This window comes from Pseudomonas sp. B329 (assembly GCF_023127835.1).
Taxonomy (GTDB): Bacteria; Pseudomonadota; Gammaproteobacteria; order Pseudomonadales; family Pseudomonadaceae; genus Aquipseudomonas; species Aquipseudomonas synxantha_A.
Genome location: NZ_SPKP01000030.1, coordinates 136,226 through 158,384, shown reverse-complemented (window position 1 = coordinate 158,384; position 22,159 = coordinate 136,226). Strand labels below are relative to the sequence as shown.

18 protein-coding genes are annotated in these 22,159 nt (G+C 58.3%); 8 read left to right on the top strand and 10 right to left on the bottom strand.

The window, feature by feature from the left end:
• Positions 1 to 124: 124 nt before the first annotated feature.
• From E4P00_RS17485 to E4P00_RS17470, 4 genes are all read left to right on the top strand, one after another.
• The gene (locus tag E4P00_RS17485) at positions 125 to 313 is read left to right on the top strand and encodes a type VI secretion system contractile sheath small subunit (protein WP_256584644.1); all 189 of its coding nucleotides are present in this window, start codon (positions 125 to 127) and stop codon (positions 311 to 313) included.
• A 165-nt stretch (positions 314 to 478) separates the two neighbouring features.
• A complete protein-coding gene (locus E4P00_RS17480; RefSeq protein WP_078821363.1) occupies positions 479 to 1,186 on the top strand; it encodes an HPP family protein in 708 nt (235 codons plus the stop codon).
• A gap of 131 nt (positions 1,187 to 1,317) precedes the next feature.
• Positions 1,318 to 2,418 (top strand): enoyl-CoA hydratase/isomerase family protein, encoded by a 1,101-nt coding sequence (locus tag E4P00_RS17475; protein WP_005788310.1) that lies wholly within the window; start codon positions 1,318 to 1,320, stop codon positions 2,416 to 2,418.
• A 3-nt stretch (positions 2,419 to 2,421) separates the two neighbouring features.
• Positions 2,422 to 3,573 carry an acyl-CoA dehydrogenase family protein gene (locus E4P00_RS17470; RefSeq protein WP_005788309.1) on the top strand — a complete coding sequence of 384 codons (1,152 nt, stop codon included), beginning with the start codon at positions 2,422 to 2,424 and terminating at the stop codon, positions 3,571 to 3,573.
• 136 nt (positions 3,574 to 3,709) lie between these two features.
• Here E4P00_RS17470 and E4P00_RS17465 read toward each other — a convergent pair whose 3' ends face one another.
• From E4P00_RS17465 to E4P00_RS17445, 5 genes are read right to left on the bottom strand one after another with little or no spacing between them, the layout of a single operon-like run.
• Positions 3,710 to 4,483 (bottom strand): enoyl-CoA hydratase, encoded by a 774-nt coding sequence (locus E4P00_RS17465; RefSeq protein WP_032875347.1) that lies wholly within the window; start codon positions 4,481 to 4,483, stop codon positions 3,710 to 3,712.
• 11 nt (positions 4,484 to 4,494) lie between these two features.
• Complete coding sequence (locus tag E4P00_RS17460) at positions 4,495 to 5,622, bottom strand: acyl-CoA dehydrogenase (RefSeq protein WP_032875350.1); 1,128 nt, start codon at positions 5,620 to 5,622, stop codon at positions 4,495 to 4,497.
• Positions 5,623 to 5,631: 9 nt separating this feature from the next.
• A complete protein-coding gene (locus tag E4P00_RS17455) occupies positions 5,632 to 6,816 on the bottom strand; it encodes an acetyl-CoA C-acyltransferase (protein ID WP_078821362.1) in 1,185 nt (394 codons plus the stop codon).
• An 11-nt stretch (positions 6,817 to 6,827) separates the two neighbouring features.
• Positions 6,828 to 7,595, bottom strand: coding sequence for an SDR family NAD(P)-dependent oxidoreductase (locus E4P00_RS17450; protein WP_005788301.1), 768 nt, complete (start codon positions 7,593 to 7,595; stop codon positions 6,828 to 6,830).
• A gap of 21 nt (positions 7,596 to 7,616) precedes the next feature.
• On the bottom strand, positions 7,617 to 9,266 hold the full coding sequence (locus tag E4P00_RS17445; RefSeq protein ID WP_032875355.1) for an AMP-binding protein: 1,650 nt from the start codon (positions 9,264 to 9,266) through the stop codon (positions 7,617 to 7,619).
• Between the two features lie 246 nt (positions 9,267 to 9,512).
• Between E4P00_RS17445 and E4P00_RS17440 the strand changes: the two genes are divergently transcribed.
• The 4 genes from E4P00_RS17440 to E4P00_RS17425 all read left to right on the top strand — a co-directional run bounded on the left by E4P00_RS17440 (position 9,513) and on the right by E4P00_RS17425 (position 14,843).
• Complete coding sequence (locus E4P00_RS17440; RefSeq protein WP_248132249.1) at positions 9,513 to 10,406, top strand: bestrophin family protein; 894 nt, start codon at positions 9,513 to 9,515, stop codon at positions 10,404 to 10,406.
• Between the two features lie 76 nt (positions 10,407 to 10,482).
• Positions 10,483 to 11,541: a tetratricopeptide repeat protein gene (locus E4P00_RS17435; RefSeq protein WP_078821360.1), complete on the top strand. Its 1,059-nt coding sequence runs from the start codon at positions 10,483 to 10,485 to the stop codon at positions 11,539 to 11,541.
• Between the two features lie 132 nt (positions 11,542 to 11,673).
• A complete protein-coding gene (locus E4P00_RS17430; protein WP_078821359.1) occupies positions 11,674 to 13,176 on the top strand; it encodes an ATPase domain-containing protein in 1,503 nt (500 codons plus the stop codon).
• A 71-nt stretch (positions 13,177 to 13,247) separates the two neighbouring features.
• On the top strand, positions 13,248 to 14,843 hold the full coding sequence (locus E4P00_RS17425; protein ID WP_228309906.1) for an ATP-binding protein: 1,596 nt from the start codon (positions 13,248 to 13,250) through the stop codon (positions 14,841 to 14,843).
• Between the two features lie 55 nt (positions 14,844 to 14,898).
• On the opposite strand, the gene E4P00_RS17420 is transcribed toward E4P00_RS17425, so the two are convergent.
• The 5 genes from E4P00_RS17420 to E4P00_RS17400 form a co-directional block, all read right to left on the bottom strand.
• The gene (locus tag E4P00_RS17420) at positions 14,899 to 18,738 is read right to left on the bottom strand and encodes a hypothetical protein (protein WP_248132247.1); all 3,840 of its coding nucleotides are present in this window, start codon (positions 18,736 to 18,738) and stop codon (positions 14,899 to 14,901) included.
• 361 nt (positions 18,739 to 19,099) lie between these two features.
• A complete protein-coding gene (locus tag E4P00_RS17415) occupies positions 19,100 to 19,477 on the bottom strand; it encodes a response regulator (protein WP_005788286.1) in 378 nt (125 codons plus the stop codon).
• Positions 19,478 to 19,555: 78 nt separating this feature from the next.
• On the bottom strand, positions 19,556 to 20,749 hold the full coding sequence (locus E4P00_RS17410; protein WP_078821356.1) for a hybrid sensor histidine kinase/response regulator: 1,194 nt from the start codon (positions 20,747 to 20,749) through the stop codon (positions 19,556 to 19,558).
• Positions 20,743 to 21,342, bottom strand: a complete 600-nt coding sequence (locus E4P00_RS17405; protein ID WP_005788283.1) for a chemotaxis protein CheB — start codon at positions 21,340 to 21,342, stop codon at positions 20,743 to 20,745. The genes E4P00_RS17410 and E4P00_RS17405 overlap by 7 nt, the downstream gene beginning before the upstream one ends.
• Positions 21,339 to 22,154, bottom strand: a complete 816-nt coding sequence (locus E4P00_RS17400) for a protein-glutamate O-methyltransferase CheR (RefSeq protein WP_005788281.1) — start codon at positions 22,152 to 22,154, stop codon at positions 21,339 to 21,341. The genes E4P00_RS17405 and E4P00_RS17400 overlap by 4 nt, the downstream gene beginning before the upstream one ends.
• Positions 22,155 to 22,159 lie beyond the last annotated feature (5 nt).

Sequence of the window (22,159 nt, the reverse complement as noted above, 5' to 3'; positions counted from 1 at the left end):
AAAGCGCTTGGGTCAAGGCACGCCATAACTACAAGGACGCTGTAGGCTGCCCAAGCGCGATGGCTTACTTCATTGAGAGGACAATGCCGTGCGAGAGGAACTGTTGAATGTACCTTTACCAAGACTGGATCGTTTGATGGCATTGCGCGACGCGCTGGTGGCGTTGAAGGGGCCACTGGCCGACGACGCCAAATTGCGCGAAAACCTGCATGAGCGCTTGTTCAATGAAGAGGCCAATAACCGGGTGCTGGGCAAACTCTGCACACCAGCGCCCACTGTGGCAGGCCCCATTACCTTCGGAGACACCCTTTAACTGCATAATATTTGCGTTTAACCTTCATTAATATGCAGTGGTGCGATCAGACCAACCTCGGCACACTGCACGGGTTCCTCCCCCAAATGTTGGAACGTTCAAAGGGCTGCACCGGGAAACCAGGCAGGCCTTTTTTTTCGCCCGCCGTTTATGGATCGTCTTTAAATGCTCGCTCGCTGGTTACCCGCTGCAATCAACACCCGCCCCGCTGAATGGAGTCGTGCCGGCATCGGCATGGCCTTGGGCACAATGTTCAGTGTCTGGGCTTGCGCCCAGGTATTCGGCATGGAGGTCGCCCTGCATTTGCTCGGCCCCCTTGGCGCTTCGGCCGTGTTGCTGTTTGCGGTGTCATCGGGAGCGCTGGCCCAGCCATGGTCGATCATGGGCAGTTACCTGTGTGCCGGCATCGTTGCATTGCTGGTGGCACGGGTACTGGGGCGAACCCTGGGTAGCGCGTGCCTGGCGGCGGGCATGACGGTAATCCTGATTTGTTGGCTGCGTTGCCTGCACCCACCGGCCGGTGGCCTGGCCATGACCCTGGTACTGGCCGACCCTGCGTCCATCGCCCTGGGCTGGTATGAACTGGCGCCGGTCATGCTGGGTGCCGGCGCTCTGCTGGGATGCGCACTGCTCTATAACAATGCCACGCGCACACGTTACCCCAAGGGGCCAGCCGAGCCTGCTCCTGTCGTCCTCGGCATTCAGCCCGTGAGCGATCCATCGATTACAGCGGCCGACCTCAAGCTGGCGCTGGCCGAAATGGAGCAATTTTACGATGTCGAGCCCACTGAGCTGGAACAACTGATCCACGCAGCAGAAGGCCATGCACGACGTCGCAGTATCGGTGAGGTCCTGGCCAACCGCGCGGCTTGATCCCTGCTGCATAAATGCAAAAACGACCTGCATGATTACCGGTTGTACTGGGCAAATTTGCACTGGTAGGATCGCGAGAAGGTTCGCCCGCGAACATCTTGATAAAGAACAATAAAAGCAGGGAGTTAGTGATGACTGCTCAGGTTTCATCCGAAGCAAGCCACGCCGATATTCAGCAGGAAGTACTGAGTGAAGTGCGTAACCATATCGGCCACCTCACCCTCAATCGCCCCGCCGGCTTGAATGCCATCACCCTCGACATGGTCCGCCAGTTGACGGCGCAGCTGCAGGCGTGGGCGGATGACCCGCAGGTTTATGCCGTGGTGCTGCGTGGCGCCGGCGAAAAAGCCTTCTGCGCTGGCGGCGATATCCGCTCGCTGTACGACAGTTTCAAGAACGGCGACACCCTGCACCAGGATTTCTTCGTGGAGGAATATGCCCTTGACCTGGCCATCCACCATTACCGTAAACCGGTCGTGGCACTGATGGACGGCTTCGTCCTCGGCGGCGGCATGGGCCTGGTACAAGGCGCGGATCTGCGGGTCGTCACTGAACGCAGTCGCCTGGCGATGCCGGAAGTGGCTATCGGCTACTTCCCTGATGTAGGCGGCAGCTATTTCCTGTCGCGTATTCCCGGTGAGCTGGGGACTTACCTTGGCGTGACCGGGGTGCAGATACGTGCCGCCGATGCGCTGTATTGCGGGTTGGCCGACTGGTCTATCGACAGCGCCAGACTCCCCGCCCTGGACAACAAGCTCGACCAGTTGCAATGGAGCGATTCCCCCCTCAAGGATTTGCAAGGTGTGCTCGCCAAACTGGCGGTGCAGCAATTGCCCGATGCGCCGCTGGCGGCCCTGCGCCCGGTCATTGATCACTTCTTCGCCCTGCCGGATGTACCTAGCATCGTCGAGCAATTGCAGGCAGTTACGGTCGCCGACACCCACGAATGGGCGTTGACTACCGCCCATCTGATGCAGACCCGCTCGCCCCTGGCCATGGCCGTGACCTTGCAAATGCTGCGTCGTGGTCGGCACCTCCCGCTGGAACAGTGCTTTGCTCTGGAGCTGCACCTGGACCGTCAATGGTTCGAACGTGGCGACCTGATTGAAGGCGTTCGCGCCCTGATCATCGACAAGGATAAAGCCCCGCGCTGGAACCCGCCCACGCTCAATGCGCTGGATGCCAGCCACGTCGAGAGCTTCTTCCACAGCTTCGCGCAGATTGAGAAATAAGCCATGCAAGATCTTGAATACACAGAAGAACAAATCATGATCCGCGACATGGCGCGGGACTTCGCCCGTGGCGAAATTGCTCCCCATGCCCAAGCCTGGGAGAAAGCCGGGTGGATCGACGACGCGCTGGTGGCGAAGATGGGCGAACTGGGCCTGCTCGGCATGGTGGTCCCGGAAGAATGGGGCGGCACCTATGTGGACTACGTGGCCTACGCGCTGGCCGTGGAGGAAATTTCCGCGGGTGACGGCGCCACGGGCGCCTTGATGAGTATCCACAATTCAGTGGGTTGCGGGCCTATCCTCAACTACGGCACAGCTGAGCAAAAACACACATGGCTGGCCGAACTCGCCAGCGGCCAGGCCATCGGCTGCTTCTGCCTGACCGAACCTCAGGCCGGCTCCGAAGCCCACAACCTGCGCACCCGTGCCGAATTGAAAGACGGCCAGTGGGTGATCAACGGCGCCAAGCAATTTGTCAGCAACGGCAAGCGCGCCAGGTTGGCCATCGTGTTTGCGGTGACCGATCCGGAACTGGGCAAGAAGGGTATTTCAGCGTTTCTGGTGCCTACCGACACCCCGGGTTTTGTGGTCGACCGCACCGAGCACAAGATGGGCATCCGTGCGTCGGACACCTGTGCCGTTACGCTCAACCAATGCAGCGTGCCACAAGCCAACCTGCTGGGTGAGCGCGGCAAGGGCCTTGCAATCGCCCTGTCCAACCTGGAAGGTGGGCGCATCGGTATTGCCGCCCAGGCCTTGGGCATCGCCCGCGCCGCCTTTGAAGCAGCGCTGGCTTATGCCCGGGATCGCGTGCAGTTCGACAAGGCGATCATCGAACATCAGAGCGTGGCCAACCTGTTGGCTGACATGCAAACGCAGCTGAACGCAGCACGCTTGCTGATCCTCCACGCTGCGCGCCTGCGCAGTGCCGGCAAACCATGCTTGTCCGAAGCTTCCCAGGCCAAGCTGTTTGCCTCGGAAATGGCCGAGCGTGTCTGCTCCAAGGCGATGCAGATTCATGGGGGGTATGGGTATCTGGAAGACTATCCGGTGGAGCGTTACTACCGGGATGCGCGGATCACGCAGATTTACGAAGGCACCAGCGAGATTCAGCGGATGGTGATTGCCAGGGAACTCAAGCACTACCAGCTCTGACTGACACACTGCAAAAAACTGTGTCAAACGCTGCAGTTCAAATGTGGGAGGGGGCTTGCTCCCGATGGCCGTGGTTCAGTAGCTGATGTGCTGACTGATCCACCGCCATCGGGAGCAAGCCCCCTCCCACAGCGTTTTACTTATCCTTGAACTCCGGCGCCCGCTTGGCCACGAATGCGGCCATGCCTTCCTTCTGATCCTGGGTCGCAAACGCCGCGTGGAACACCCGGCGCTCAAAGCGCACGCCTTCGGACAGGCTGACTTCAAAGGCGCGGTTCACGCTCTCCTTGACCATCATGCTGATCGGCACTGACTTACTGGCGATCAGGGCAGCGACTTTCAGCGCTTCTTCCAGCAACTCATCGGCCGGCACGATACGCGCCACGATCCCGCAACGCTCGGCTTCGACGGCGTCGATAAAGCGCCCGGTCAGGCACATTTCCATGGCCTTGGCCTTGCCCACGGCGCGGGTCAGGCGCTGGGTGCCGCCCATGCCCGGCAGCACGCCGAGATTGATTTCCGGCTGGCCGAATTTGGCACTGTCACCGGCCAGGATAAAGTCGCACATCAACGCCAGTTCACAGCCGCCACCGAGGGCAAAGCCATTCACCGCCGCAATGATCGGCTTGCGGCGGTTGGCCACACGGTCACTGTCGCTGAACAGGTCGTCCATGTAGATCTGCGGGTAAGTCAGCTCGGCCATTTCCTTGATGTCGGCGCCGGCCGCAAAGGCTTTTTTCGAGCCGGTGAGCACGATGCAGCCGACCTCTGGGTTGGCCTCCAGGTTATCCAGCGCCTGGTTCAGTTCGCTGACCAGTTGCGCGTTCAAGGCGTTCAACGCCTGCGGGCGGTTGAGGGTAATCAGCCCGACGCGGCCCTGGACGTCAAGCAGGATGGTTTCATAACTCATGTATCGGCTCCTTATAGATTGCGTGAGATGACCATGCGTTGAATATCGCTGGTGCCTTCGTAAATCTGGCAGACCCGCACATCGCGGTAGATCCGCTCCAGGGGGAAGTCGCTCAGGTAACCGTAACCGCCCAGGGTTTGCAAGGCGGCCGAACAGACTTTCTCGGCCATTTCCGAAGCAAACAGCTTGGCCATGGACGCCTCCACCAACGCCGGCTTGCCGCTGTCACGCAGGGCCGCGGCGTAATGCACCATCTGCCGGGCCACGGCAATTTGCGTGGCCATGTCCGCCAGGCGAAAGGCGACGGCCTGGTGCTCGATCAACGGTTTGCCGAAGCTTTCCCGCTCACGGGCATAGTCGCGGGCTGCTTCGAAGGCGGCGCGGGCCATGCCCACCGACTGGGAAGCGATGCCGACACGGCCACCCTCAAGGTTGGCCAGGGCGATCTTGTAACCCTCGCCCTCCTCGCCCAGGCGATTGGCCACGGGCACCTTCACGTCTTCAAACAGGATCTGGCAAGTGTCGGAAGCATGTTGCCCGAGCTTGTCTTCGACTCGCGCCACGGTGTAGCCCGCAGAGTCAGTGGGTACGATGAAGGCACTGATCCCGCGCTTGCCCGCTGCCGGGTCGGTGACGGCAAACACAATCACGATCCCGGCGTTTTGCCCGGAGGTGATGAACTGTTTGCAGCCATTGAGCACATAATGATCGCCTTCAAGGCGTGCACGGGTCTTCAAGCTGCTGGCATCGGAACCGGCCTGGGGTTCGGTCAATGCGAAGGCACCGAGCATGGTGCCACTGGCCAGGGGCGTGAGGAATTGGGCCTTTTGCTGGTCATTGCCGAATTTGAGGATCGGCACGCAGCCCACCGAGTTGTGCACACTCATGATGGTCGAGCACGCGCCGTCACCTGCGGCGATTTCTTCCAGGGCCATGGCGTATGCCAGGTAGCCGGTGTCGCAACCGCCCCACTGTTCCGGCACCAACATGCCGAAAAAGCCCAGTTCGGCCATTTCAGCGATGGCTTCCTTGGGAAAGCGATGCTCGCGATCCCATTCGGCGGCGAACGGCTTCAAGCGTTCCTGGGCAAATTGCCGGGCGGCGTCGCTGATTTGCAGTTGTTCGTCATTGGGCAGCATAAGTCATCCTTAGTAGAGGCATTCAACGGCCATGGCCGTGGCTTCACCGCCGCCGATACAAATGGCCGCGACGCCACGCTTGAGGCCCTTCTGGCGCAAGGCCGACAGCAGTGTCACCAGGATCCGCGCACCCGAAGCACCAATAGGATGGCCCAGGGCGCAGGCACCACCATGCACGTTGACCTTGTCGTGAGGGATCGCAAGCTTGCTCATGGTCACCAGGCTGACCACGGCAAAGGCTTCGTTGATTTCGAACAGGTCGACGTCTTCCAGGCGCCAGCCAGTCTTGCTCATCAACGTGCGTATCGCCCCCACCGGCGCCACCGGAAACAGCCCCGGCTCATCGGCAAACGCGGCGTGCCCGTGGATCAACGCCAACGGCTTGAGGCCACGTTTATGGGCGTCCGACTCGCGCATCAGCAGCAATGCCGCGGCGCCGTCGGAGATCGAGCTGGAATTGGCCGCGGTGACGGTGCCGCCTTCACGGAACGCCGGCTTCAGGCTGGCGATCTTGTCCAGCTTGGCTTTAGGCGGCTGTTCATCGTGCAGGATGGTTTTTTGTTCCTTACCCACGGTGACCTGCACCGGGACGATCTCGCTGGCGAAGCTGCCATGGATGATGGCCTCCTGCGCGCGCGTCAGGGACGCGATGGCGAAGGCATCCTGAGCTTCCCGGGTAAAGCCGTTGTGCTCGGCGCAGTCTTCGGCAAAGGTGCCCATCAGGCGGCCCTTGTCGTAGGCATCCTCCAGGCCATCGAGAAACATATGGTCAAGCACCTTGCCGTGCCCCATGCGGTAGCCGCTGCGCGCACGATCCAGCAGGTACGGTGCGTTAGACATGCTTTCCATGCCGCCGGCGATCACCACATCGACGCTGCCGGCGCGCAATGAGTCGTGGGCGAGAATCGCTGCTTCCATGCCCGAGCCGCACATCTTGTTCAGGGTGGTGCAACGGGTGGACTTGTCCAGGCCGGCGCCCAGGGCCGCCTGGCGTGCAGGTGCCTGCCCGAGCCCGGCCGGCAGTACGCAGCCAAACAGCACCTCGTCTACCGCATCGGCGGCGATACCGGCGCGTTCAACGGCGGCACGAATCGCTGCGGCGCCCAGCTGCGGTGCGGTCAGGCTTTTGAGGTCACCCTGGAACCCGCCCATGGGCGTGCGCACGGCGCTGACAATCACAATAGGGTCGTTCATACAGGCACTCCTTACTTGGCGGCCATACGCAAGGCACCGTCGAGACGGATCACCTCACCATTGAGCATGCTGTTTTCAAGGATATGTCGCACCAGCGCGGCATATTCGGCGGGCTTGCCCAGGCGCGGTGGAAACGGCACGCCAGCGGCCAGGGAGTCGCGAACTTCCGGGGTCATGCCGGCCATCATCGGGGTTTCGAAAATGCCCGGGGCGATGGTCATCACACGGATGCCGAAACGCGCCAGTTCCCGAGCGGCGGGCAAGGTCAAACTGGCAATCGCACCTTTGGACGCGGCATACGCGGCCTGGCCGATCTGCCCATCGAATGCCGCCACCGAGGCGGTATTGATGATCACACCGCGCTCGCCGTCGGCATTCGCTTCGGTTTCTGCGATCGCCGCAGCGGCCAGGCGCAAGAGGTTGAAGCTGCCGATCAGGTTGACGTTGATCACCTGGGCAAAGCTGGCCAGCCCATGCGGGCCGTTCTTGCCAAGGATTTTCTCGCCGCGCACGACACCGGCGCAGTTGATCAGGCCATGCAAACCACCAAACGCCTCCACCGCTGCCTTCACGGCAGTTTCGGCAGCGGCTTCCTGGCAGATATCTGCCACGGTGCTACGAGCGTTGTCGCCCAGTTGCGTGGCCTTGGCGGCAACGGCGTCAGCGTTCAAGTCCACCAGCATGACTTTGGCGCCGGCCGCGATGAGCATGTCAGCCGTGGCCGCGCCGAGGCCAGAAGCACCGCCGCTGACCAGAAATACCTTGTTTTCAATCTGCATCGTTGTTTCCTTTGAAAGGGATCAAGCCACGGCCGCCTGGGCCTTGGCTATTTCCTGATTGCGCAAAATGAAGCGTTGCAGCTTGCCGCTCGGGGTTTTGGGCAAGTCGCTGACAAATTCGATTTCCCGTGGGTAAGCATGGGCGGCCAGGCGCTGGCGTACATGCAGGCGCAGCTCTTCGGCCAGTTCCGGGGTGGCGCGGTATTGCTCGCTGATCACCACGAAGGCTTTCACCAGTTCAGTACGCTCAGGGCAAGGTTTGCCAACCACGGCGGCCTCGACCACCGCCGGGTGTTCGACCAGGGCGCTTTCGACATCGAATGGCCCCACGCGGTAGCCGGAAGTGGTAATCACGTCATCGCTGCGCCCGACAAAACTGATACTGCCGTCGGGGTTCAATTCCACCGTATCGCCACTGAGGTAGTACTTGCCGACGAAGGCTTTGGTCTTCACACCGTCGTAGCCGGCAAACCAGCACATCGGCGATTGCTCGCGGTCGATGGCCAGAATGCCGGGCTGCCCGGCTGGCAGTTCCTGGTGGTTGTCATCCAGCACCACGATGCGGTGCCCGGGCGAAGCGAACCCCGCCGAGCCCACATGCACCGGATGCGTCAGGCCGTGGTGATTGCACAAGACCATGCCCAGCTCGGTCTGACCGTAGTGGTCGTGGATGGTCACCTCCAGGTTGTCGGCGAACCAGCGGATCACCTCCGGGTTCAACGGCTCGCCGGCACTGCTGACGATGCGCAGCTTGCCCTTGATTGAACGGGCGAACTGCTCGCCGCCGGCAATCAGCAATCGATACGCCGTGGGCGAGCCGGTCAGGTTGGTGATCGCGTATTTATTGATGACCCGGCAGGTGCTTTCCAGGGTGAACGGGCCGTCGTAGAAGGTAATCGGATGCCCCATGGACAACGGCCCGGTCACACCGAAATAGATGCCATAGGCCCAACCGGGGTCGGCGACGTTCCAGAACGCGTCTTCAGGGCGCAAGTCCACGGCGTCGCGCATATAGCCCTGGAACGCGACAATGGCTTTGAGCGGCACCGAGAGTGCTTTGGAGGGACCGGTGGTGCCCGAAGTGAACATCAGCAGGAACGGATCCTCCGCGCCCAGCAACACCGGCTCGCAGACGTTGGAGTAGTTGGGCAGCTCAGCCCAGAAGCTATAGTCGCCACGCACGATGCCCTCGCCCTTGGCGCCGGTGACCGTGACAATGGTCGGGCAGCCGGCGACTTCGGCCAGCTTGGGGCGGTTCACCGCGTCGGTGACCACCAGCGCCGCGCCGGAGCTGGTCAGGCGATGTTCAATGGCCTTGGGGCCGAAGGCGGTAAACAGCGGCTGATACACCGCGCCGATGCGCCAGGTTGCAAACACCACCACCAGCAACTCGGCCGTACGTGGCAGCAGGCCCGCCACCTTGTCGCCGCGCTTGACGCCCTGGGCCAGGAGGAAATTGGCGAAGCGTGCGGCCTGATCCTGCAATTCGGTAAAGGTCGACGTGGCGCTGCGCCCGTCCCGACCCTCCCAGAACAACGCGATGCGCCCTGGCAGCGCGTGGCGGTCACAGCACTCCACGCAGGCATTGAGCGCCTGCAGGTTGCCAGCCAGTGCGGCATCGACAGTGCGCTGATAATCAAACTCGGTGGTGGCGGCCAAATACTCACGCATCGTTTCAATCCTTCTGTATTTTTATTTTCAGGACTTTTTAACTGGATAAATCGGCTGAAATAGTCGCTCCAGAGCGTTGCAGGGGCAATGGTCAAAGCCTTCAACTTGGCTGACTGGTTTGGCCAATCCTGCCTATCGGCGGCTATGGCGATCATTGATCCCACCGATCAAACGGTCGATCCAAGTGATTGGACGCTCTGCAAGCCAGCTTCTACCCTGATGCCTGCACCCTCACAGAAGCCTGCCATGATCGTTCGCCCCAAGCCCAACCTGCTGGGCATCCTGTTTTCCCTCAAGGGCTCGATTGCCAAGCGCATTGCCTGGCGCAGCCTGTTGGTCACGCTGCTGGCTTCAGTCATTGTGCTGGTGGAAACCCTGCACCCCGCCTATTTTTCCAAGGTCAACGCTACGCCCTTTACCTTGCTGGGCTTGTCGTTGTCGATTTTCATGAGTTTTCGCAATAACGCCTGTTATGACCGCTGGTGGGAAGGCCGCAAGCAACTGGGACAGATGATCATCGAGGTACGCTCGCTGATTCGTGAAACCCAGGTGCTCGGCGATACCCCCGAGCGGGCCGGGCTGTTGCGTGAGCTATGCGGTTTTGCCCATGGCTTGATCGCGCATTTGCGCCATGAAGATGAGGTACGCGCCATGCAGCCCTGGGTTACCGTGCGCGCGAGCCACCCCAACTTGCCTGACAGCGTGCTGCAGATGCTCGGTGCGCGGTTGTGCGTTCTGGCCCGGCAGGGTGTGATCAGTGAATGGCGCTACACCCAGCTGGAAGCTCGGCTAGTCGGCCTCAGCCAGGTGCAGGCGTCCTGTGAGCGCATCAAGACCACTCCGCTGCCCTTCCCCTACACCTTGCTGTTACACCGCACCATTTACCTGTTCTGCATCCTGTTACCCTTCGCCATGGCCGAACCGCTGGGCTGGTTGACGCCGGTGTTCACTGCAATCGTCAGCTACACCTTCTTTGGTCTGGATGCGATCGGCGATGAATTGGAAGACCCGTTTGGCTTTGACGAAAACGACCTGCCGTGCGATGCCATCCTGCGAACCCTGGAGCGCGAGATCCTGGCGGCCCTCGGTGAAGTCGACTTGCCTGCTGCGCCGCAACCGGTGGAGTACGTGCTGACTTGACGCCGGTTTGACACTGGCCCTGCACTGACCGAAGCTGATGGCTTTGCACTAGCAACCACAGCTTTCGGACGCCCGCATGTCAAAGTCACGCCGTAACTCCATCATCGGCCTGTGCGCCCTGTTGTTGATCGTGTCGATCACTTGGTTTTTCTCTCGTCCCCCTCAAGTCACCGTGGCGCCCGCCATTGCCCACGGTTATTCCAAGGCGTTGAAACAGGCCCAAAACGGTGAGCCGGGCGCTGCGCGCGTGTTGTACCAACAGTTGGGACGGCCTGATCTGTCGCCTGAGCGCCGTGCCGCCCTGCACGCCCAATTGCCCAATTACCCCAGCCCCCAAGCGCTGAAGCTGGCGGATAAAGACCTGGCCGATGAATCTGCAATGGTTCGCGAAGCGGCGATCCACAGCATCGTCGGCCTGGTACCTAGCGGCCAGCGCACCCTGTTGCTCGGTCCGGTACTGGATGATCCCGAACAGGCTGTGCGCTTTGCTGCGGCCAATGCCCTGCTCGGTCTGTCACCGGACACCCTGGGCTTGTATTTCGGCCCCTTGCAGCAGGTACTCGACGAGTTTGTGAAAACCCTCAAGGCCCAGCCCGAAACCGCGCAAGGCTGGATCCAACTGGCGCGCCTGTACATCCACAGCGCGATGCTGGCACCGGCGCAAGACGCTCTGGAACAGGCAATGCGCCTGGAGCCGGACAACCTGCAAGCAGGCGTGGCGCAAATCGAACTGCTGGACAAGCAAGGCAAGAGCGAGGAGTCGCGCCAACTGTTGGCGCAGCAATTGGCGGCGCATCCGGAGTCGGCCTACCTGCAACACGCCTTGGGCATGTGGTTGCTGCACCACGGCGAGCGCCCCTATGCCTTGCTCGGCCTGTCCAAGGCGGTGGAGCTTGAGCCGGACAACCAGGATTATCGCTTTGACCTGGCCACCACACTGCACGACCAGGATGAACTGGAGGCGGCCCAGCGCCAGTTGGAAGAGATCGTTCAGCGCCACCCGGCCAATCGCAAAGCACGTGTACTGCTGGTCAATTACTGGAAAGAGAGCGGCCAATTGCAGAACGTCCAGGTGCTGCTGGCACAGTTGGAGCAGCAGAACCCGGATGATCCGGCCTTGCAGCAAGGCCTGTAGGAACGAGCTTGCGCGCTCCTACACGTCTGCAATTCTTAAGAAACGTTGAACCGCCACATGCCGATACGGTCAAGTGAATATGGCGCGCCCCTTCGGCGTGCACCCAACTTGTACGTGACCTGAGGGCACTTCTTGTCTACATCCAATGCGCTTTTAAGTGAAAAGGCGGCCACCGGCATCGAAGGTCTTGATGACATTCTTTCCGGCGGGCTATCACGTAGCCATTTGTTTCTCCTTGAAGGTGAGCCGGGCACCGGTAAAACCACCGTCGCCCTGCACTTTTTGCAGGCAGGGGCGAAAAACGGTGAAAAATCGCTGTATATCACCTTGTCAGAAACCGAGCGGGAACTGCGCCAAGGTGCCAAGTCCCACGGTTGGGACCTGGACGACAATATCCATATCTTCGAATTGACCCCGCCCGAAAGCTTGCTCAATGCAGAGCATCAGCAGAGCTTGCTGTATTCCTCCGACTTGGAGCTGGGCGAAGCCACTCGGCAGATTTTCGAAGTGGTGGAACGCGTCAAACCGACCCGCGTGGTAGTCGACAGCCTGTCGGAGATCCGTCTGCTGGCGCAAAGCTCGCTGCGCTATCGCCGGCAAATCCTGGCGATCAAGCACTACTTCGTGCGTTATGACGCCACGGTGCTGCTGCTCGATGACCTGACCACCGAGTCTCTCGACAAAACCGTGCACAGCGTGGCTCACGGCGTCATCCGCCTGGAAGAGTTGACCCCTGACTACGGCGCCGAACGCCGTCGTGTGCGAGTCGTGAAGTACCGCGGGCAGAAATACCGGGGCGGCTTCCACGACTTCACCATCATGGGCGACGGTGTACATGTGTTCCCGCGTCTGGTAGCGGCCGAGCACCGTGGTGGCTATGTACGGCAAACCATGAGCAGCGGCATTGCCGAACTGGATGCCTTGATGGGCGGCGGTGTCGAGACCGGCTCCAGCAGTCTGATCCTCGGTCCGGCCGGTACCGGCAAATCCTTGATCTCGATGATTTTTGCCGCCGCCGCCGTAGAGCGCGGAGAAAAGGCCGCACTGTTCATCTTTGACGAAGAGATGGGATTGCTGTTCGAGCGCATGAAGAACATGGGTATTGACCTGGAGGCTATGCAAGCTACCGGCAATCTGTTGATCGAACAGGTGGACGCGGCCGAGTTGTCCCCGGGTGAGTTTTCCCATCGGGTACGACGTTGTGTGGACGAACGCGGCATCAAGACGGTGGTAATTGACAGCATCAATGGTTATCAAGCGGCGATGCCGGAAGAAAATGCACTGATCCTGCATATGCACGAACTGCTGCTCTATCTCAACCGCCGCGGCGCTGCGACCTTTATGACCGTTGCCCAGCACGGCCTGGTCGGCGATATGCAAACCCCGGTAGACATCACCTACCTGGCCGACACCGTTATCCTGCTGCGTTATTTCGAAGCACTGGGCAAGGTCCGCCGCGCGATTTCCATTATCAAGAAACGCACCGGTTCCCACGAGTCGACCATACGTGAGTACCGTATCAGCAGTCGCGGCATGACCGTAGGCCAACCACTGGATAATTTCCAGGGCGTGTTGCGCGGCATTCCGACCTACATGGGCGCCGGTTCACCCCTGCTCAAGGAAGAGGACGTGTGACCCCGCCTCCTTCTGCCTTCGAACGAGCCATCATCCTTGCGCCCCTGGGGCGAGACAGCTCACTCGCGCTGATGATGCTCAATGAAGCCGGTTACCAAGGTGTGGTTGCCGGCAGTCTTGAGGATTTGTGCGCAGCGCTGAACGAGGGTGCCGGCCTGCTCATCATTGCGGCTGAAGCCTTGCGTGGCGTGAACCTGGAACCTTTGCTGGAGTTCCTGCACCGACAGCCGGCCTGGTCGGACCTGCCCATTGTGTTGATGACCCATCACGGCGGCAGTGAACAAAATGGCTCTTCACACTTGAGCGGGCTACTGGGCAACGTCACGTTCCTTGAGCGCCCATTCCATCCTGTGACGCTTATCAGTCTGGTCAGTACTGCACTGCGCGGTCGTCGACGCCAATACGAAGCGCGCGACCGGCTGATCGACTTGAGCCAGAGCGAACTGCGTTTGCAGCGCACCCTGGAAACCCTCGAACAGCAAGTGGAAGAACGCACTGCGCAACTGCGCAACAACGAAGAAGCGTTGCGCCAATCGCAGAAAATGGAAGCCGTCGGCCAGTTGACCGGCGGTATCGCCCATGACTTCAACAATATGCTCACCGGCATTATCGGCAGCCTGGAATTGCTGCGCAGGCGCGTGTCCCGCGGCAAGCTGGATGACCTGGACAGCCTGATCGACCTGGGCGTGACCTCCGCCAACCGTGCGGCCAGCCTTACCCACCGACTGTTGGCGTTCTCCCGTCGACAATCGCTGGATTCCAAACCCGTGCAGATCAATCAGTTGGTCATTTCCATGGGCGAGTTGCTGCAACGCAGCATCAACGAAAGTATCAGCTTGGACATGCGCTTGAGCGAGGTGTTGTGGACAGCCGAAGCCGACCCGAACCAACTCGAAAGCGCCCTGCTCAACCTGGTAATCAATGCACGCGACGCGATGCCCACGGGGGGCACGCTCAGGGTGGAAACCACCAATCGCCACCTCGACAGTGTCTTCACCGCCGCCTACGGCTCCCTGACACCGGGCGATTACGTAGAGCTGAGTGTCAGCGACAACGGTTGCGGCATACCGCAACACTTGATGGGCCGTGTGTTCGATCCGTTTTTCACCACCAAACCCATCGGCCAGGGCACCGGGCTGGGGCTGTCAATGATCTATGGCTTCGCTCGCCAGTCTCGTGGGCATGTGACCATCCACAGCGAAGTCAACAAAGGCACCACGGTCAGCTTGTTCCTACCGCGTTTTATCGGCGAGCCCCAAGCCCAGGAACCGCTCAATCCGACTTTGCTACCGTTTGCCAATGCAGGGGAAACGGTGTTGATCGTCGAGGATGACCCCGCAGTACGGGTGCTGGTCAGCGCCGTGCTCAAGGAACTGGGTTATGGGTTTATCGAGGCTGAGGACGCGAATACGGCGGTGCCAATCATTGAGTCCGAACAACGCATTGACCTGATGATCAGCGATGTCGGGTTACCCGGTATGAATGGTCGGCAATTGGCGGAAATCGGCCGGCAAATTCGACCTGAACTCAAGGTGTTGTTCATTACAGGCTATGCCGAACACGCAGCGGTGCGCGGTGGTTTCCTGGACCCAGGGATGCAGTTGATCACCAAGCCGTTTACGTTTGATTTATTAACGGCCACAGTACGGGAGATGATTCGGGAGTAAGGGCCTTTATCAGAACTGACAGCCCTTTCGCTGTGACGAAGGGGCTGATCATGTTTTAGCTTGCCTTAAACTTTACTGGGCGATAATAAAAGGGTATTTCCTTTCCAGACCGAGAGCCGCTAATTCCTTTAGAGCTGGTTTTACTTGTGCCAAGAGATAAATTCAGCTGAAGCTGATTGTAGATCCTCTGGTTAATATCAGCGGTTGAAGCTCCGGGACTTGTCAGGTTTATATCTGCCTTTAAAGCATCAACATGTTCAGGCACGACATACGCACGAACAGGCCCTTGAAACGCCTTGACATCACGCTTTATTAATTTCCCAAACTGACTCCCAAAAGAATTGGCAGAACCATTGGCTGAGTGACACATCAACAAGCGTACATTGTTGAACTTTTCAGGGCTGATACCCGAAGCGCGAAGATGCTCCAGCAGATCAGCGGGCGTGTTCTTCTTACCATTAAAAAACATACTCATTGGCTCATCAGTGAGAAGTTGTTTAAAGTTCGGATTGACGCCATGGGCACAGATATTAAGCCTCTCCACGCCTTTATATTTATCCACATAGCAAAAAATACCATCGCCGAGCACCTTGAAGTCCTTGATTTCGCGCCCTAAATGTATTGCGCGATCATTGGCCAGGCTTTTTTCCAGGTGATTGGTTTTTTTTCTGCGGCGTACCACTTCACCGACGCCATCTGCAACATCATCTGCAACGCCCAAGCTGTCCTCAAAATACCTGGCGGTTTCAGGGGTGAAGTTTTCCAGGGGTTTGCCATAGACTTTGTTTTTGGTTACATCATAAGGTGACCATCTGCCAGTCGCCTCATCGAACTTCGCAGCGACGTTCGATATTGGCTCGCCGTTGAGCGGTTTATAAGTACCTATTGCAATATCGTGTCTATTGGAGAGCTTAAGTAAGTCGACACTGTCGGAGGATCCTGTCAACCTGCCGAACCACTGACGGCCTGTGGATACCAGTTTCCCCCCACCGTTTGTTGTCGACCTAAGCAAGTTACCCACGCCAGCTGTCGATTTGCCAGCAGTCAGGAACTTTCCGAAGTGGCTTGACCCCGCACGAGATGCTCCACTAACCGGCTTTCCTAGCCCTGCGGTGGCGGCGTATAACACGATATCAAAAATGATATCCGCAGCTGCATCTTTGTAATTGCCGTGTGCCAAATTCCACACGGCAGACCCTCCGGGGATTAAACCCAGGATCAGGTTACGAAAAAACGTCTGTTTTTCTTTTTCTTGATCAAACGTTGTTACTTCGCGAGTGGAGGCCTTCACCTCCTCCATGCCGTAGGATCTTATAATGTTTTTAGAGAGCAGCATGCCCAAAAAATTACTTCGGTCACTGGAAAATGAATCAGGTAGGAAATCTTCGTTCTCTGGGGATCCCCGCCTAGTGGCGGCGTCATCAGAGGCCGGATGTTTTCGAATGGTATCAACGGTGAATTGTTTGCCAAGACCGCCGTACTGGATTTCAGTCTCTGGACCTTGAGGCCCCTCATGGAAGGTGTCCTTCCAATCGTCTCGTTTTCGTATCGCCTTGCGTTGAGGATCAAACTCATAGTAAGTCTCGACACCGTTACGAACGGTTTTAATAATCAGTGACCTGTCTTCTTTAGGCCGTGAAAAACCGTTGGAATAGTGTAGAGTTCCCGCACGGCCTGCGATTGTTTCCGTACGCGTTGTCTGACCTTTTTCATAAAACTCCAAATCGCCCCATTCGATGTTTTTGCGGTCTTCCAGAGGCAAGTTGGAAATAAGCTTTTTTGTCACTGTACTCCAGGCCTGCGACAAATCCTCCGCGTACTGATCGAACACCTCGCTGTGTTTTGTTATCGGATCCGGCAACGTTAAAAGTTTATTGATGACTGTTTCAGTAATCTTGGGGTTGGTGGAGTACCAACCCACCGTCAACCCTGCCTTCTTCGCCAGATAAAGGTCCAGCAATGAATAACTGCCTTCAGGATCTAATGTAAGCGATGGAGTTAACCTGTAGCCATCCGTCCGAGTGACGTGGCTACGGATACTCTTTTCTTCAAACGGCATGTCCTCACCGAAGTGCGCCTTGAGCTCGGCCAGTGCTATAGAACGCTGCGTCGGGGGTGAGGACGTCAATACGTCAGCGGCGCTCAATATCTGCTGTTGCTCCTGACTGAATGCCTTCTGGGTTTCTTCCAGCTGTTGAGCTGTATGCTCCTTTGTTATCGAGAGCTTGCCATGAGCTTTGCCCCATTCGCGGAGCCCAGGCAAGGCCGTCAGCGTTTGAATCTCTTGCTCATGGTCTGTAATAGGCTCAATAGCGTCGAAATTAACAATTTCGCTAAAGCTCATGCGTGTCGCGGCACCCGGGCTGGTTGCTTCGAGCCGGCCTACCGCTGCCTTGAGCTTGAGCCAGTTAGCTGAGAGATAGGTCACGTCTTCGGGAATGTCTTTGACACATAGCTCTGGTGCGGCACGACTCAGTAGAAGCATTGCTGCAACTGGCGCGGCCTCTGGTGTGGTTTTGTTGGTCTGCACCAGATGATCGATCAGCCCTTGTTTGATGACGGACAAGGGCTGGTGATTGAACTCGGGCGCGGTGAGATTAAACCCGGCAATGTGATCGGGTTTTGCCTCAACCAGACTTTGTGAGTCCAGTGTCACAGCCAATACCGTCAACAATACTTCCCGTGGTGTGGAGTGTTGCGCCACCTCCCCCATTCGCTTTTTCAGCTCCGTGCCTAATTTTTGGCCCACACCGCTGTTGAGGATCCATTCTACGGTGGCGACTGGATCCCCTTGATCGAGTACGGCGCGGGGGACCTGCTTTACCAATGCCCCCAACACATCAGCGCTGCCAAGCCGAGCGTCGCTGCTCAAACCAGGCAATGGCGGCTGGTTGTCAATGACTATGCGCACCAGTTCAGCCTGGTCCTCGGCGGACATTGGCGTGGGCCATGCCAATGCGCCGGCAAAGTTTCCGTCGGTTGTTTGAGGCAATGCAGGGGAGCCCAGAACATGGATCAGATTTTTCAGTTCGTCCACATTATTTGGCACGTACCAGCCGTTTGCATGAAGCAGGTCTTGCAGACTGGCGTCGGGCTGTTGAGTGTCTTCTCGGTAGGATGAGTCTGGGTGGGCCGAGACACGTGTATCGGCCAGATACCCGGCAAGGAACTGAGGATGGACGTGGTTGAATTTCTTCAGTTTTTCAAGCAACGCGAATTTGTTGGCGCTATCGCCTAGCTCGCGCTTTTGCTGTTCCAGTATCTCGGGCGATTGAGCGCCAAGATCGACATAAGTCTCAGCTCCCAACACATCGAATTCCTGATTATGTTCAAGCTGCGTGGCTCGGGCGAGCACTTCTTCTTTTCTGTAAGGCAGCAGTACCTCACCATAAAATCGAGCAACCAGAATCAACGGCGCCAGCGCTGGGCGGGTTGGCGCGTCGACGGTGGAAGACCCCAACGCTTTCGCGGCCACCATGATCGGGCCCGTAGCCTCCCGCCAGCCGGGGCCTTGTTCCGAACCGCGCAATTCAGTACGTTCGCCATTGATCGTAACGGTCAGCACGTCACTGTGAGGGTTGATGGTGATGGCTTGTGAGGTATCGATATTCTTCGATTTCGCCCACTCCAGGAAAACCGGGCTATGGGTAGCGTTGTACAGTTGCTGCCACCATGCGCCAAACCGCGAGTCATTAGGAATATTGTCAATTGTTTCATCGCCCGTGTTTGTCTGCGTTGCTTGGCGTATGGCACTCGCATAAAGCTCCAACAGCCGCCTATCGCCAGTTTCCCCGGTGGCTTGGGCTTGTTGTATGGGCGCCTCGATAGAAAGCGGGTGCGAGTTCATTACCGGATCAGACAGGCGGTTGCTTGAGGAAATATTGGATAGGGTCATGGGTCAACCTTCTGAAAGACAAATTAATAAAGTCAGTGATGAATGTGGCTCATCGCCGACGAGATTAATGGGCTGAATCTGTCAGAAGGTTCCGATCAGGATATATAAAGCAACGATATTTCGACGCCGCCTTGGCAAAAGGCCGTCATGACAGGCTGAAATATACTTTCGTTATGTCATCCGACATTGTTACCACTTTCCTCGCTTAAAAAACCAAGATCGATATGAATGTTGCCACTACCTTTTTGCTTGAGTCAGCCTTTCACCGGGTGAGCAGAGTTGCCCAACCTGAAGTTATTACTCCATCGGCTGATGTTGGACTCATCCGCGAGGATTTTCCCTCGCGGTGGAGGACGTGTACTTATGCAAGCAAACGCTGGATATGCTCTTGCAACGTATCCAAATCAAACGGCTTGGCGAGGATAGGTGCATTGCGCGTGATCGGGCTGTTGCAGTCGAGGATTTCCTGCGGGTAGCCGCTGATAAAAATCACTTTCAATTCCGGTCGCAGCTTGAGCGCCGGCTCGGCAATCTGCACCCCGGAAATCCCGCCAGGCAGGCGATAATCGGTGACCATCAGGTCCAGGTGCGGCTTGGTCGCTAGGATTTCAAAGGCCTGCTCCCCATCGATTGCCTTCAAGACCCGGTAGCCCAAACCTGCCAGGTATTCACCCAGCACAAACATAATGGATTCGTCATCCTCGACGATCAGTACGACATCTTGCGCATCTTCACTCATGGGAAGCCTTTGTCCGGTCAATTGCTGCAGTTACGACCATGGGGTCACGCAGAGGTTGCGTTGAGCTGACGATTGATTTCACGCAGCCGCCTCAAGGGGCAGGCACACCCGAAACAGGGCGCCCTCGCCTATCTGGCTCTCGACTTCAATGGTGCCGCCATGGGCGGCAACAATCTGCTCGGAAATAAACAACCCCAGGCCCAGGCCAGCGGCGGCATGGTTGGCAGAAACCCGTTCGAACTGCTGAAAAATGCGCTTCTGGTTGGCTTCACTGATACCAATGCCACGGTCGCGTACTTCCACGCGCGCCTCGCCATGCTCGGTATACACCCGCACATCCACCGGGCTTTTAGCCCCGTAGCGCAGGGCATTGGTCAGCAGGTTGGTAATCACCTGCTCGATACGAAACTCATCCCAGTTGCCTTCCACAGCCTCGTCGGCCACCAACTGCATCGACGACTCGGCAGCGGCGACCTGTGGTTCGAAGTTATGTACGAGGTTGCGCACCAGTTGCGCCAGATCAAAACGCGCCGGGCGTATGGACAGCTTGCCGGTGCGGATGCGCGACACATCGAGCATGTCTTCGATCAGGCGGATCAGGCTTTTGATCTGCCGCTCATCGCGGTCGACCATCGCATGCATCTTGTCCAGGGTAAACGCGGCGGCGTTGTCACGGGCCAGGTGCATCTTGCGCAGCTGGGTCTCCAGAATCAGCCCGTTCAGAGGCGTACGCACTTCGTGGGCGACAATCGACATGAAGTCGTCTCGCATACGCACCGCCTGCTCCAGCTCGGCCTGTGTAGCTTGCAGGCGCGTGAGCAACAGCTCCTGCTCGCGGCGGCTGCGCTCTAGTTCCTCGACTTGCAGCTTCATCGCCTTGCTCTGGCGATACAGGTCGACGAACACATTGACCTTGCTCTTGACCGCGTGGATGTCCAGCGGTTTGTGCAGGAAATCTACCGCCCCGCTTTCATAGCCCTTGAAGGCATAGTTGAGTTCGCGGCCGGCGGCGCTGACGAACACAATGGGAATGTTCTTGGTCTTTTCGGTGCCGCGCATCAGTTCGGCCAGTTCGAAACCGTTCATGCCGGGCATCTGCACGTCGAGAATCGCCATGGCGAATTCGTGTTCCAGCAACAAGGACAACGCCTCGTCGGCACTCAATGCCTTGAAGACCTGGCGATCCTCGCGCTTGATCAGCGCTTCAAGGGCCAGCAGGTTTTCCGGCAGATCGTCGACGATCAGCAGTTTGGCCTGGACAGTACTTAACATGGGAAGGGTTCCAGGGAAGCCAGCAATGAGCCGATCTGGCTCAAGGAAAGAATATGGTCAGGTGTATGCAAGGCCAGGGCCGCCAGGGGCATCACGGCGATCCGTGCCTGCTTGGGATCCTGCACGATGGTGGTGCCGCCGGATTGCTTGACGTGGGCCAGCCCCTGCGCGCCGTCCTGGTTGGCGCCGGTCAACAGGATCGCCAGCAGGCGCGGCCCATACACATCGGCAGCCGAGGCAAACAGGTAGTCGATGGCGGGCCGTGAGTGGTGCACACGGTCTTCCTGGCTCAGGGACAGGCTGCGGTCATGTTCCACCGACAAGTGATAACCAGGCCCGGCAAAATACAAGGTGCCCGCCTCGACCGCCTCTTTGTCCCGGGCTTCCTTGACCGGAATGCTCAGGCGCCGCGCAAAGACTTCTGCCAACTGGCTGCGACGCTCATCCGGCAGGTGCAGCACGGCGATGATCGGCAGGCTGAAGGTCACAGGCAGCTCACCAAAAATGCTCAGCAAGGCCTCAACGCCGCCGGCGGAAGCGCCGACAACGATAGCTTCAATCCCACGCATCGGGGGGTCATGCGCCTCGCTCATGATTTTCGGTAGATCCGTTCCTGTTTGACCAAGGGTTCGAATTGCTTGCTGTAGGCAGAAAAATCCAGGGTTTCCTTGCTGCCCAAGACGAGAAAGCCACGATGACACAGCGACTCATGAAACAATCCGAATGCTCGATCCTGCAACTTTTTATTGAAGTAAATCAATACGTTACGACATGAAATTAATTGTGTTTCTGAGAATACACTGTCGGTCGCCAAGCTGTGGTCGGCGAAGGTCACGTTCTCGCGCAGCGTCTTGTCGAAGATCGCATAATCGTAGGCTGCGGTGTAATAGTCGGCAAATGAACGCTGCCCACCTGCCTGCTGATAATTGGCTGTGTAGGCGCGAACGTTCTCAAGGGAGAAGATGCCCTGCTTGGCTTTCTCCAGCGATGCCGGATTGATGTCCGTGGCGTAGATGATCGTGCGCTCCAGCAACCCCTCTTCGCGCAACAGGATGGCCATGGAGTATACCTCCTCGCCCGTGCTGCAGCCGGCGATCCAGATCTTGATCGACGGGTAGGTCTTGAGCAGCGGTACCACTTCCTGGCGGATGGCGAGGAAGTGCGACGGGTCGCGAAACATTTCGCTCACCGGGATCGTCAAGAATTGCAGCAACTGCATGAACGCTGCCGGGTCGTGCAGCACTCGCTCCTGCAGCGCCGAAATAGTCGCGCAGTCGAACTGGCGCAAGGCGTGGGCCACGCGCCGTTTGACCGACGCACCGGAGTAGTCACGAAAGTCGTAGCTGTACTTGAGGTAAATCGCCTCAATCAACAGGCGCAGCTCAATGTCGCTGCTTTTGTCCAAAAAAC